The 13,037-nt window shown below is 62.6% G+C and carries 14 protein-coding genes; 6 read left to right on the top strand and 8 right to left on the bottom strand.

The genetic code is table 11. From position 1 onward, the window contains the following. Positions 1-263 precede the first annotated feature (263 nt). From K3179_RS01730 to K3179_RS01710, 5 genes are read right to left on the bottom strand one after another with little or no spacing between them, the layout of a single operon-like run. The gene (locus tag K3179_RS01730) at positions 264-1,448 is read right to left on the bottom strand and encodes a CCA tRNA nucleotidyltransferase (RefSeq protein WP_221562204.1); all 1,185 of its coding nucleotides are present in this window, start codon (positions 1,446-1,448) and stop codon (positions 264-266) included. 19 nt (positions 1,449-1,467) lie between these two features. Next, complete coding sequence (locus tag K3179_RS01725) at positions 1,468-2,061, bottom strand: CoA pyrophosphatase (protein WP_221562203.1); 594 nt, start codon at positions 2,059-2,061, stop codon at positions 1,468-1,470. Then, complete coding sequence (locus K3179_RS01720) at positions 2,058-2,606, bottom strand: DUF1285 domain-containing protein (RefSeq protein ID WP_221562202.1); 549 nt, start codon at positions 2,604-2,606, stop codon at positions 2,058-2,060. The genes K3179_RS01725 and K3179_RS01720 overlap by 4 nt, the downstream gene beginning before the upstream one ends. A gap of 38 nt (positions 2,607-2,644) precedes the next feature. Continuing rightward, complete coding sequence (locus K3179_RS01715; protein WP_221562201.1) at positions 2,645-3,166, bottom strand: GNAT family N-acetyltransferase; 522 nt, start codon at positions 3,164-3,166, stop codon at positions 2,645-2,647. Between the two features lie 50 nt (positions 3,167-3,216). Further along, the gene (locus tag K3179_RS01710; RefSeq protein ID WP_221562200.1) at positions 3,217-4,401 is read right to left on the bottom strand and encodes a PQQ-dependent sugar dehydrogenase; all 1,185 of its coding nucleotides are present in this window, start codon (positions 4,399-4,401) and stop codon (positions 3,217-3,219) included. Between K3179_RS01710 and K3179_RS01705 the strand changes: the two genes are divergently transcribed. The 3 genes from K3179_RS01705 (at position 4,400) to K3179_RS01695 (ending at position 7,303) form a co-directional block, all read left to right on the top strand. Further along, a complete protein-coding gene (locus K3179_RS01705; protein ID WP_221562984.1) occupies positions 4,400-5,026 on the top strand; it encodes a ribonuclease HII in 627 nt (208 codons plus the stop codon). The genes K3179_RS01710 and K3179_RS01705 overlap by 2 nt on opposite strands. After that, positions 5,023-5,943, top strand: a complete 921-nt coding sequence (locus K3179_RS01700) for an oxidoreductase (RefSeq protein WP_221562199.1) — start codon at positions 5,023-5,025, stop codon at positions 5,941-5,943. The genes K3179_RS01705 and K3179_RS01700 overlap by 4 nt, the downstream gene beginning before the upstream one ends. 211 nt (positions 5,944-6,154) lie before the next feature. Continuing rightward, complete coding sequence (locus K3179_RS01695) at positions 6,155-7,303, top strand: site-specific DNA-methyltransferase (protein WP_221562198.1); 1,149 nt, start codon at positions 6,155-6,157, stop codon at positions 7,301-7,303. Between the two features lie 30 nt (positions 7,304-7,333). Here K3179_RS01695 and K3179_RS01690 read toward each other — a convergent pair whose 3' ends face one another. After that, positions 7,334-8,005 (bottom strand): ferredoxin reductase domain-containing protein, encoded by a 672-nt coding sequence (locus K3179_RS01690; protein WP_247712764.1) that lies wholly within the window; start codon positions 8,003-8,005, stop codon positions 7,334-7,336. Between the two features lie 343 nt (positions 8,006-8,348). Between K3179_RS01690 and K3179_RS01685 the strand changes: the two genes are divergently transcribed. The 3 genes from K3179_RS01685 to folP all read left to right on the top strand — a co-directional run bounded on the left by K3179_RS01685 (position 8,349) and on the right by folP (position 11,485). Next, complete coding sequence (locus K3179_RS01685) at positions 8,349-9,128, top strand: outer membrane beta-barrel protein (RefSeq protein ID WP_221562196.1); 780 nt, start codon at positions 8,349-8,351, stop codon at positions 9,126-9,128. Positions 9,129-9,255: 127 nt separating this feature from the next. After that, positions 9,256-10,230 carry an HWE histidine kinase domain-containing protein gene (locus K3179_RS01680; protein WP_221562195.1) on the top strand — a complete coding sequence of 325 codons (975 nt, stop codon included), beginning with the start codon at positions 9,256-9,258 and terminating at the stop codon, positions 10,228-10,230. A gap of 139 nt (positions 10,231-10,369) precedes the next feature. Then, positions 10,370-11,485 carry a dihydropteroate synthase gene (gene folP, locus K3179_RS01675; protein ID WP_221562194.1) on the top strand — a complete coding sequence of 372 codons (1,116 nt, stop codon included), beginning with the start codon at positions 10,370-10,372 and terminating at the stop codon, positions 11,483-11,485. Here folP and K3179_RS01670 read toward each other — a convergent pair. Both K3179_RS01670 and K3179_RS01665 read right to left on the bottom strand, forming a co-directional pair. Then, a complete protein-coding gene (locus K3179_RS01670; protein ID WP_221562193.1) occupies positions 11,482-12,264 on the bottom strand; it encodes an SDR family oxidoreductase in 783 nt (260 codons plus the stop codon). The genes folP and K3179_RS01670 overlap by 4 nt on opposite strands. 185 nt (positions 12,265-12,449) lie before the next feature. Beyond that, on the bottom strand, positions 12,450-13,019 hold the full coding sequence (locus tag K3179_RS01665; protein WP_221562192.1) for a hypothetical protein: 570 nt from the start codon (positions 13,017-13,019) through the stop codon (positions 12,450-12,452). Positions 13,020-13,037 lie beyond the last annotated feature (18 nt).

The following is a 13,037-nucleotide window of genomic DNA, read 5'->3' as shown; positions in this document are numbered from 1 at the left end:
AGACTTGTTCAGATTATGCGTTCCCTATGCGCATCTGCGTGCGCTAAGGGTCCTGCGAAAAATTGAGCGGCTGCGGAGAACAGAGCCTCACGCCGGTGCCGCATGCCCCCTCCGGGAAGCGGGCGCTCTATGACAAAACGACCGCCGGGAGGCAACCGTGTGAGGCCGTTATGTTGCATTGCAGCTTAAGCGAAGCTGAAGCTATGGGCGAAGCGAGCCTGCTGCGCGACAAGTCGAGGCATCTTTGTGCTGCGGCGCAGCAATCAGGGCCGCGAATGACCGGAAAGCTCTTCATTCAACAATTCCGCCACACGCCCGGCGTCGGGAAACTCTTCCGCGACCCAGCGGGCCTCGACCGCCCTCAATATCCGCGCAACCTCGGGACCCGCATCAATCCCGCGCGCGACGATCTCTCCGCCTTTGAGCGGCAGTTGCGGCACTTCCCAGTTCGACAGCGCAGCTATGTCGCCGCCTGCTACCAGGAGCCGGTCGCGCGCACTTTCGATACCTTCCGCGTATGCAAGCGCACGAGGGGCCGCGGCGTCGGAATCCTTGCGCCCGGCAATGCAGGAGAGACGCGCCCGCTGTGCCCGCGACAGACGCAGCCTCGCCGCGACGGCTTCCGCAATTGAGGGGATGGGTGGCAGAAGAGCAGCGAGTCGGCGCACGGGATCGCCGTCGAGACCGAGTAACGCTTCATGGGCGACGAGAGCGGCGAAGATCTTTTGCTCGCGCTCGCGTGCCTCCGGCAGAATAACTTCAAGGACGCCGTGCTCTGCCATGAGCGATATCGACCCGCGCGGGTCGGGCAGGGAAAGGATGCCGAGCAATTCCATCGCGACCCGTTCGCGGCTGAGGCCCTTGAGAGTATGTGCCAGTTCCGAGCTTGCAGCGATCGCTTCGTCTTCGGGAGCATCGCCGAACCGCGCCTGGAAACGGAAATAGCGCAGGATGCGCAGGTGATCTTCCCGGATACGTTCGCGCGCATCACCGATGAAGCGGACCCGGCGGTCCTCCAAATCCGCCAACCCGCCGAAGTAATCGTCGATCTCGAGCGTTTCCGGGTGGGCATAGAGCGCGTTGATAGTGAAATCGCGCCGCGCCGCATCTTCGCGCCATTCCTCGGCGAAAGCGACCGTGGCTCGGCGGCCATCGGTCGAGATATCGCGGCGCAGGGTTGTTATCTCCACCGGACCTTCCGGCAGGACCGCCGTAACCGTTCCATGGTCGATGCCGGTCGGAACCGTACGAATGCCCGCCTCCTTGCAGCGGTCGATCACGGCATGGGGAACCAGCGTCGTGGCAAGGTCGATATCGTGGATTGCCTTGCCCAGCAGAGTGTCGCGCACCGCACCGCCGACATAACGCGTGTTGTCCGCGCCCAGCGCATCCACGAGGGAGGCAAGGTCGGCGCGTTTGGTCCAGTCGGTGTCGGGCAGGCGGGTCATGGCAGCGCCTTTAGAACGCTCAGCCTGTCCACGCCAGTCGCCGCGAGAGGTTGATGCAGATCGCGGCGGTCACGCCCCAGATGCGATAGCCTTCATGGTCCATCTCGTAATAGCGGCGCATCGCGCCTTTCCAGAACACCTCGTTTTCCTGCCAGTTCTCGGGACGCATGAGGAGCGATAGCGGCGCTTCGAACCAGCTTTCCACCTCGCGCGGGTCGGGACGGATCGGCAGGTCGTGGGGGACCGTGGCAAGAACGGGCGTGATGTCGAAACCGGTGCCGGTCTGATAGCGGTCCGTCGTGCCAATCACGCGCACGTGTTCACGCTCGATGCCCAGTTCCTCCCATGCTTCGCGCAGCGCAGCGTCGACCGCGCACTCTCCGTCATCCAGCTTCCCGCCCGGAAAGGCGACTTGTCCCGGATGGTCGCGCATGGTGCGTGGTCGCTGGGTCAAGAGGACAGTCGGGTCTTTGCGATCCGTCACCGCGATCAGGACGGCGGCATCGGCCGTGCGGTCGAGATCGGCGAAACGTTCGTCGCTCAGCAGGTCGGGCGAGGGCGCGGCGTGCCCCTGCTCGAACAAGTGGGTGAGGCGATCGAACAGTTCGCTCATGCAGGCAGTAGCGAGAACCGCTCTCCGCCGCTGGTGACACTCCAGTCCTCGCCGTTCTCCAGCGCAATCTGGGCGAGCTGTTCGTAAGTCGAGCGATTGAGGCGTGCCTCGCAGCCGCGCCTGACATGGACATAAAGGCGCGGTTTCTCGGCATCGCCATCCGCGCGGATGGGATTGTCCGGCCCCGCGACCACCAGCTCATCGGTGTTGATGCGAAAGGCGAGGTTGCCTTCCGTCTCGCTGACGTCGGTGGCGATGAAGCAGGCGTCCTCGACCTCGATGGATAGCTTCTGGAACGGGGTGACAAGCCAGTACCCGCCATCGTCTTCGCGCCTCAATAATCCTGCGAACGCCCGGACCATCGCCGGGCGGGAGATGGGGCTACCTTCGTGCAGCCAGGTCCCATCCTCCTGGATTTGCATATGGCTTTCGCCGGTCTGTTCGGGCGTCCATTGCTCTACGGGAGGCAGCTTGCGCGCCTCGACCTGTTCGGCAATCTGGGCGAGCGATAGTCCGGCAAGTTCCGGGGGAGGGGTATATACCATGCCCCGCTATTTGGGGCGGCTCGCGGCTCAGCGCAACTCTATGCGGGCCACGGTCCAAGCATGCCTTCGTTCGGGAGCACGCCGGGATTGCTGGTACGCACCAGCAGCCGCTCCTTTTCGAAGGGGCCGGGGCAGTGCCAACCGCTCGTATGCTGCGCGGTGAAGTCCCATCGCGCATAGTATTCCGGGTCGCCGATCATGACCTGCGGCAGGGGCATGGCGCCCGTTTCGAACCCGCTTTCGATCGCACCCAGACTCGCCGCCATCAGCGCCTTGCCGAAGCCTTCGCCCTGCCGTCCGGGCATAACCGCAACCGGGCCGACCATGATCATCGGGTGAGGCCTGCCCTCGGGATCTACGAGGGCGACAGGCCACAGCTGGATGGTTCCGGCGAGGTATTCGTCTTCGTCGAGCGCGGCGAAGCTCAGCGCGTCCAGCGCATCGACCCCTTCGCGGATCCGGTAGGCGGTGCGCGCGTGCCGCTGCTGCCCGAATGCCGCGTCGAGCAATTGCTCGACCAGCGCAGGGTCGATTGCGGAAAGGGGAACGATTGTCGCCATAGCGGCGCGGCGATTAGTGCCGCGCCGCCATCAAGTCGACCAAGTTTCGCTTATTCGGGGCGAAGTTCCAGCAGGCGGCCCGTTTCCCCGTCTTCGAGGACCCAGAGCGCGCCATCCGGGCCTTCGATGACCGAACGGATGCGGCTGCCCATGTCATAGCGCGCGACTTCGCGTGCGTTTTCGCCGTCTATTTCGACGCGGATCAAAGCCTCCGTCTTCAGGCCGGAAATCATCGCATCGCCCTTGAAGCCGGGAAACAGGTCACCGCGGTAGAAGACCATGTTTCCGGGCGCGATGACCGGCGTCCAGTTGATCGCGAATTTCTCAAATCCGTCGTCGGCCGTGTGGTCCGGAATGTTTTCGCCATCGTAGTGATCGCCATTCGATCGAAGCGGCCATCCGTAATTGGCGCCGCGCTTGACCAGGTTCAGCTCGTCGCCGCCTGCCGGACCATGCTCGATCTCCCACAAGCGACCGCTCGCATCAAAATCGATGCCGAGAAGGTTGCGATGGCCCCACGACCAGATCTGGTCACTGGGGCTGCCCTGTTCGGCCAGCGGATTGTCGGCCGCAGGCGTGCCGTCGAGGTTGAGGCGCACTACTGTGCCAAGAGTGTTGGAGGTATCTTGCGCCGGCTCCATTTTCTGGCGGTCGCCGCTCGTGATGAAGAGATACCGTTCGTCCGGGCTGAAAGCGATGCGGTGCGAATAGTGGCCGCGCCCCGTCACCTTGGGCGCCTGGCGCCAGATCACATTAAGGCCTTCGATCCTGCATTCGTCGGCCTCTTTGCACACCAGTGTCCCCCGACCGACGACCGCGCCGCGCGTGTCGCCCTGACCGGCTTCTGCCCAGCTTAGGTAGATCGTGCGATCGTCGAGGCCCTTATCCGCCTCGCTGGGTAGGAAAGCGATTTCGCCCAAGCCGCCCTGGCCGCCATAATCGACCTCGGGCACTCCGGTGACAGTGCCCATTCTTCCGCTCGCAAGATCCTTGAACTTGATGCTGCCTGCCTGTTCGGTGATGAAGATCATCCGGGTACCGGGAAGGAAGGCCGAAGCCCATGGATCGGCGAACGATCCGTGTTCGGTGATCGCGAACTCGCCTGCAAATTCGCCTGCCACCGGGGTCGGCGTCGATGTCGCCGAGCTGCCTCCATCGGTGGAGTACCCGCCTCCGCAGCTTGCGGCCATCAGCAGCGGGGATAGGGTGGCGGCAATGACGGATAGGCGTTTCATGATCTCTTTTTCTCCCGAACAAGGTCTAGGTCAGGCCCCGCTGATTATCGGCGTGGACGAGGCCGGGCGCGGACCGCTTGCCGGTCCGGTTGTCGCTGCCGCCGTAGTGTTATGCAACCCGTGCCCCGAAGGCCTCGACGACTCCAAAAAGCTCAGCGCCGCCCGCCGTTCCGCGCTCGAGCCGCAAATATTGGAGAATTGTGCCTGGGGCCTGGGAATTGTCGACGTGGAAGAGATCGACCGCATCAATATCTTCCAGGCGACGATGCTGGCTATGACGCTCGCCGTCTCCCGTCTGGTGGACGCTTTGGGAGAGGACCCTGAAGCGGTGCTGATCGACGGCAACCAGACGCCGCATGGCCGCTGCGACACGTGGCGCTGGCCTGCGCGTGCAATCGTGGGCGGGGATGGGAAGGAAAAGGCGATTGGTGCCGCTTCGATCCTGGCCAAGGAATATCGCGACCGCGTGATGCGCGATGCGGCAGCGCGTTTCCCGCACTACGGGTGGGAGCGCAACGCCGGGTATGGAACGCCCCAGCATCTCGAAGCATTGCGAACACACGGACCGAGCCCGCTGCACCGCCGCAGCTTCGCGCCGGTATCGCAGATGGAGATGTTCGCGTGACCTTTGCCTATTCCGATATTCCCGACCAGAGCGGCAAGACCGCCATCGTCACCGGCTCCAATACCGGCATAGGATTGGAAATCGCCCGCGGACTCTCGCGCAAGGGCGCGCGGGTGATCCTCGCCTGCCGCGATGGGGACAAGGCAAAGGCGGCGATGGATGATATCGCGAGCGGGCCGGAGCAGGCCAATCTCGATTACCTGCACCTCGATCTGGGCAATCTCGCCTCGATCCGCGATGCCGCCGAAGAAGCCAAGGGCGAGAAGAAGATCGACATTCTGGTGAATAACGCCGGGATCATGGTGCCGCCGCTATCACACTCGATAGGCGGCGCGGAATCGCAGTTTGCCGTGAACCACCTAGGACATTTCGCATTCACCGGCCTGTTGCTCGACAAGTTGGCGCAGGACGGCGGTGCGCGGGTCGTGTCGCAGTCATCCATCGCGCATAAGGGCGCCAAGATCGATTTCGACAACCTCGATGCGCGCCGCGGCTATTCGCGCACGAAGTTCTATGGCCAGAGCAAGCTGGCCAACCTTCTCTTCGCGCTCGAACTGGACCGGAGGCTGCGCGCTGCAAATTCGCCGGTCGTATCGATCGCCTGCCACCCGGGCGTCGCGCAGACGGAGCTGACACGGCATCTCGGCCTGCTCGGCAGCGTTTTTGGCCCCGTCATCGGGCTCGCGCTGAACTCCGCGAAGGACGGGGCCATCCCGGCTTTGCAGGCGTCGACCGATCCTGACGCCGAAGGTGGCGACTATTTCGGAAGCTGGGGTTTCCGCGAAATGAGCGGCAAGGCATCGGGCAAGGCCTATGCGACGCGCACGGCTCGCGATCCGCTGCTCGCCGCACGCCTGTGGGAGAAATCGATCGACCTGACAGGCGTCGATCCGGGTCTTGCGCCCGCCGAGAGCTAATCCAGCCAAAAACACCGACGAAAAGAGTCTTCCGGGCCACACCGCATCATCTTGAGTCCGCCGAATCCGTGCGGACTCAACATCTTGTGGGGGACTCCTTTCGTTCTCCCTCAGGAGTTGTGTATCGACGCGATATGCAACCCAGAAGCTGCTTGACGCGGACTCGGTTTGGACTCACCCTGTGGATAACTAAGCCAAAGGGGACGGTCACATGGGGGTCATCGAGACCACGAAATCGCGCGTGCAGCGCACCGGAAAGGCGGTGGAACTCCCGCTCGAACTGCCCGTGGGCAAGATCCTCGATGGCGATTGCGTGGAAGCCATGCGCTCCATACCGACGGCCAGCATAGACCTCGTGTTCGCCGATCCGCCGTACAATCTCCAGCTGGGCGGCGATCTAAATCGTCCAGACGGCAGCCATGTCGATGCGGTGACCGACGACTGGGACAAGTTCGATACCTTCAAGGCCTATGACGATTTCACCCGCGCCTGGCTGACCGAGGCGAAACGCATCCTCAAGCCCGATGGCGCGCTGTGGGTCATCGGAAGCTATCATAACATCTACCGCGTCGGCGCGATCCTGCAGGATCTGGGCTTCTGGATCCTCAACGACATCGTCTGGCGCAAGTCCAACCCGATGCCGAATTTCCGCGGCACGCGCTTCACCAATGCGCACGAGACGCTGCTGTGGTGTTCGCAGGGGGAGAAGGCGAAGTACCACTTCAACTACCGCGCGATGAAGACGCTCAACGACGAGCTCCAGATGCGCAGCGACTGGGTCCTGCCGATCTGCAACGGCGCAGAACGCCTGAAGGAAGGCGGCACCAAGGTTCACCCGACGCAGAAACCCGAGAGCCTGCTTTACCGCGTATTGCTATCGACCACGGAGAAGGGCGACGTCGTTCTCGACCCCTTCTTCGGCACCGGCACGACCGGCGCGGTGGCCAAGCGTCTCGGCCGTCAGTGGATCGGCTGCGAGCGCGAAGGCGTCTATCGCAACGCCGCGATCAAGCGGATCGAGAAGGAACTGCCGCTCGACGAAAGCGCACTGACCACGATGCAGGCTGGCCGCAGCGCACCCAAGGTGGCTTTCGGCGCGCTGGTCGAGAATGGCTATCTCAAGCCCGGCGCCGAATTGTTCGACAAGAAGCGGCGCTGGAAGGCGACCGTCCGTGCTGACGGCTCACTGGCTTGCGGGAAGCAGACGGGTAGCATCCACGGTCTCGGCAAAGAATTGCAGGGCGCGCCCAGCTGCAACGGCTGGACCTTCTGGCACTACGAAGTCGACGGCCCGAGCGGCAAGGATGTTAAACCCATCGATGCCGCACGCCAATTGTACCTGCTGGCGGTCGAGGACTGAGCCATTCTTTCACCGAGGCGGAGGGCGATCCTATTCCTCTTCGCGGACCAGGCGATCCTCGGTGACGCCTCTGGCCTTTAGCGCACTCGACACGTCGTCCTCCATCGGCGGCGGACCGCAAAGGTAGAAGGTGCTGCCGAAATCGAGCCCGGCGTCGTCGAGGAAGTCGCCATCGACCTGGCCATGAATAAGGCCGTCAACGTTTTCATCGCTGAGCACCAGGTCCAGCTCGAGGCCCGGCATCCGTTCCAGCTCTTCGCGCAGGATGATGTCCTTCTCCTTGCTGTTGGAGAAGATCAGGCGATAGCCTTCCAGTGAACCATGGCTCTTTTGCCGCGCACGCAGGATGGCGAGGAACGGTGTCAATCCCGCCCCCCCTGCGATTATGACACCGGGCCCCTTGTCCTCGATTGCACCCCACGGGTCTTCGATGATGACGCCGTCGCCTGCTTCCATCATGCCGATCTGCTCGGTGACGCCGTCATGCGACGGATAGGACTTGATCGTGAACTGAAGGTGTTCCGCGCCGGGTAAGGAGGTGAAAGTGAACGGGCGTTTCTCGTCCCGCCATCCGTCGCGGTCCAGCGCCAGATCGGTGGCCTGACCGGGTCGGAAATTGAAGCCTTCGGGCCTCTCGAACGTCAACTCGTGGACGTCGTGGGTAACCGGGCGGATGCTTCGCAGCGTCAATTCGTGGGACATGGGAATCTCTCGTTGCTGTCCGGGTGCAGCCCGGACGGTTTGCAAACCAAGCAATGGGCGAGCGTATCGGGCAGTTCCCCGACGACCGCAGTTGTCGGTGCCCATGTCCGCCACGAATAGCGTGCTGCGGTGAACGGAAATTGTCTTTCGCCAACGGAGAGGTCGAGCTTTTCAAAGGAAGCAAGGCTTGCCGAAAATGGCGGATAACCGCCAATCCTGCACCATTCGTCGCGACTGTGCGGATATGCAACAGGTTCCCGGAAATGCGTAGGAACCCTGCCGCCGAAGTCTCGTTTTGCCGGTCGATGCGCAACGAGCGCTGACCAGACTACGGAGCAGAACCTTGAAAAAGATCATTCTCACCACCGCCGCAGCCACCGGCCTGATTTCCATTCCCGGCGCAGCCGCTGCGCAGGGCACCTATGTCAGCGTGACGGGCGGTTACGTCCTTCCTTCCGATTCCGACAACAGCGGTGCAACCACCGCCGATATCGCCGCAACCGACGATTTCGGTGCCATTCCGGCGGGCACCAGCGTGGGCTGGAATACCGAATTCGACAATGGCTTCGAAGCGAGCGGCGCTATCGGTTATGCCACGGAATCGGGCCTGCGTTTCGAAGGCCAGCTGTTCTACAATTCCTACGACGTTGAGACCCATAGCGGCCTCACCGTCGGTGGTGGCAATATCGACGCCGTCGACGTCGCCGTGCTGACGCGCGGTGCTGCAGACGATGCCAACCCGACCGTCGGCGCGGTCATTGCTGACGGGCAGGGCGATGTCTCGAACTTCGGCCTGTTCGGCAACGTCTATTATGACATCGGCGGACCGGACGCGACCTTCAAGCCGTTCGTCGGCGCGGGCCTCGGCTATCAGTGGACCGATGTGAACTACCAGCCTTCGGGCGTGGACGTAGCTGACGATAGCGACGGCAGCTTCGGCTACCAGTTGATGGCTGGTGCCGGTTTCGAAGTGAGCGAAGGCCTCGATATCTTCGCCCAGTACACCTATCGCGACAGCTTCAACGATCCGGAAGTCGAACTGAACCTGCTTCCGGCTACGCTTGAAGTGGAAACGCAGCAGTCGATCGTGTCGCTCGGCGTGCGCTTCAACTTCGGCGGTTGATCTCGGACAAGAATTTGGCACGGGCGCTCCTGTGAAGGGGCGCCCGTTCTTCGTCCACGAGGGGCCTTAATCACATCGCCCGATTTCGCGTGACAGCCTATTCACATATGATAACTTTGACGACCAGATGCCCGACCTCAAGCCATTCGAAGAGCTTAGCGCCGACCACCTGCGGCTGATCCTTCAGACCGGCCATATCGGCATCTGGGAATTGGACGTGAGCAGCGGTCTCGCACTGCGCAACGCGCATCACGACGCGATTTTCGGATATGACGAACGGCTGGACGAATGGACTTATGACAAGTTCATCGAACATGTCGTCCCCGAGCAACGTCAGTTGGTCCACGACCTGCAACAGGCTGCTATCGATAAGGGCGAAGTCTGGTCCTTCGACTGTGCCATTCGGAAGAATGACGGGGAGTTACGCTGGATCAGCGCCTCGGGCCGACCGCTGATGGGACCGGATGGCAAGGTGGCCAAGCTGATCGGTCATGTAATCGACATCACTGATACCAAGCAGCGCGAAAACCGGCTCACGCTCCTGACCGAAGAGCTCAATCATCGGGTTCGCAACATGCTGGCGGTGATCAAGTCGATCGTGCGACTGTCGTCGCGCAAGGCGGACGACATCGCAGGATTTGCAAAATCGCTGGAGGGGCGCGTCGAAGCTCTCGCTCGAAGTCATCGCCTGATGGTCAGCGATGCTTCCGAAACCCTCACTTCGCGCGCGATACTGGAAGCGGAGCTGGCAGCGTTTCCGAGCCTTGAGAACAGGGTTGAAATCGAGGTGGGTGGCGACAAGGAGCTTTCCGGTGCCGCCGGGCAGGGGCTCGCTCTCGTCTTCCACGAGCTGGTCACCAATGCGCTGAAATACGGCGCACTTTCGAACTCGGAAGGCAGGGTTTTTGTCAGCATTTCCGCAAATGAAGACGCGCTCGACATTGCATGGCGCGAGGAAGGCGGTCCCAGGGTCGAGGCTGTCCACGAGGATGGTTTCGGCTCCCGGCTGATAGCAGATGCGATCGGATCGGCCGGCAGGGTCGACCTGCGGTTTCCTGCAGCTGGCGTGGAATGCGACATCTGCCTGCACACTCCCGTCTGAAGACTGTCCTACTACGGTGACCCGCATTATTCGGGGGGCATGAGCCGAAAATCGACGAATTCATTTGGATGCGGATTTCTCTCCCCAGACCGTGTTCCATGTGTTCCATCCTTCAGCTTCGCTGCTAGAAGACTGAACGATGAGTGATCGCGTCTATATCCGCCCTGTCGGCTTCGCCCCCGGTCCCCAATCGGAACATGGCAATGCCATCCGGCTTGCCGGGACGATGGTCTACGCTAGCCGCTTCGCCGTGATCCTGCGGCGCGACGGGGAGGTCGTCGAAAGGCTCCTCGCCTCGGTCGACACGATCGACGATGTGCTTGGCGCCTTGCCCGACGAGGTCGGAGCGGAGGCAGAGGCGCAGTGGGCCAACCTCACTCTCGCCCATCCGCCCTTGCAGATGGGCAGCCGCGCGGTAGCGCTGGACCAGCCACAAATCATGGGCATCCTCAATGTGACGCCCGACAGCTTCAGCGACGGCGGCGAGTTCATGGACAAGCCCGACGTCCAGCGCGAAGTTGCTGCCGCCATGCTCGAGGCCGGGGCGGCGATCATCGATATCGGCGGCGAAAGCACGCGGCCGGGTGCGCAGCCATTGTGGGAAGGCGACGAGATCGCGCGCGTGGTGCCGGCGATCGAGGCATGCTCCGCAATGGGGGCCGCGATCAGCATCGATACGCGCAAGGCGGCGGTCATGGAGGCGGCACTCGAAGCGGGCGCGCACCTTGTGAACGACGTCTCGGGTCTCAAGAACGATCCGCGCAGCGCAGAAGTGGTCGCTGCCGCTGGTTGCCCCGTTGTACTGATGCATGCACCGGGAGCGGGGGGCGAAGATCTCCATGCGAACGGCGACTATGACGCGGTCGTATTTGATGTCTTCGATACCCTGCGCGCACGCCGCGACGCCGCTCTTGAGGCGGGGATCGAAGCGAAGAACATCATGCTCGATGTCGGGATCGGGTTCGGCAAATCGCTGGCCGACAATCTCGCCCTGATCAACGCCCTGCCTATGTTTCACGCGCTGGGCCACCCGCTCCTGTTCGGGGCGAGCCGCAAGCGCATGATCGGTGCGCTGAGCAGGGAGGCGCCGGTGGAGGAGCGGCTCGGGGGTAGCGTTGCGTTGGCACTCGAGGCCATGCATGGCGGGGCGCAGGTGGTGCGGGTGCATGACGTCCCAGAAACCGTCCAGGCGCGTAACGTCTGGCGCGGTCTCAGGGACGCGGCGCTGACCGACTTCAGCGATCTGCCCGGCTAGCTTCCCGGAGAAGCTGCCGAGCCCGCCAGTAGACCTCCGTCGAGCGTGAGCTCGCTGCCGGTCATATATCCGCTCTCGTCGCTGGCGAGGTAGACGCAGAGCGCGGCGACCTCCTCGACCGTGCCGAAGCGCTTCAGGGGCGTATCGGCGACCAAGGCGGCCATCTTGGCATCGCGATCCGGGCCTTCGCCCAGCATCGGTTCCCAGATGTCGGTGAGGATGGCGGCAGGATGGATCGAGTTGCAGCGGATCGCCCAGCCGTTCTGCGCAGCGTAGAGCGCCACGGACTTTGAATGGTTACGCATCGCCGCCTTGCTCGCCGCATAGGCGGCGGCACCCGGAATGCCGACTAGGCCGGAGCGCGAGGACATATTGATGATCGATCCTGCACCTTTCGCCTTCATCGCACGGAGGGCATAGCGACAACCAAGGAAGCAGCCGTCCGTGTTTACCGCATGTACGCGGTTCCATTCGGCGAGGCTGGCGTTCTCCGGATCGTGCGCGGCAGGTCCGTCCTCGAAGCCGGTGATCCCGGCGTTGTTGACCAACACGTCGATAGACGGAAACGCTTGGGCAAGAGCGTCCCAGTCCGCCTCGCTCGCCACGTCGAGCCGGGCGAACTCGCAACCCAGTTCTTCGGCGGTCTTCGTGCCTTCTGCTTCGTCGATATCGGTCAGGACGACGCGCGCCCCTTCGGCCTTAAAAGCTGCACAGACAGCCTTGCCGATACCGCGTGCGCCGCCGGTGACGACGCACAGTTTCTCATTCAGTTTTTGCATGGTGTTACCCCGGGAAATTCAGATGCAATTCGGGCCGCGATTGCAGCCACGTGGACAGTCGTTCCGCCTCAGCGGTGTCCCTTGTTCACCTGAATTACTCCCGTTCGGTTCGACCCGCTTTCTAGCAGATCACGCAGCCTTGTCGATTCTCGGTTTCGAAGTTCGCAGCTTGCCTCGGGAAAAGACTACCGTCTGATCCGATGAAATGTCACTTCGTCCGGGCCGCCCTCGCCACCTAGCAACCGGAGGATAACAGCGACCTGTTCCTCGGTCAGGAAATCGTTCGCTGCCCCAACGAATTCGCCGCCCGGCGCGATGCCGTACCCGTCTCGGTCGTAGAATTCCCCTGCGACGAACTCTTTGCCGATCCGCGCCTTGAAGTTGCCCCGAGCGTCCCAGTGGCTCCAGAACGCATCTATTGAAGCGTCTGCAATCTCACTGCGGTTATGAAAGCCGACGGCACCGCCCCAGCCTCCAGTTCGGGTGACTTTTAGCGCGTCTGGATAGGGCTTGGTCACCCTCAGCGTCCGGTCGATAAACTCGGCATCGTAACGACGCTGATTTTCGGCCTTCTCTTCTGCCCTTCGAGCTTTTCGTGCGAGATCTTCGGCGCGGGCGCGTTTCACGCGTTCGGCTTCGCGAACGGCGCTTTCCTTTTGGCTTTTTGCGACGTTGGCGAAGAACTGCCTGCGCCGCCGGGGATTAACTAGGGTGATGGCCATCGAGCCCAGCCACGCGGCGCCAGCCGCCAGCATGACGCCCCTAACCAAGGG

The sequence above is a fragment of the Qipengyuania intermedia genome (assembly GCF_019711615.1).
GTDB classification, from domain to species: domain Bacteria; phylum Pseudomonadota; class Alphaproteobacteria; order Sphingomonadales; family Sphingomonadaceae; genus Qipengyuania; species Qipengyuania intermedia.
This window is presented reverse-complemented; position numbering and strand designations above follow the sequence as displayed.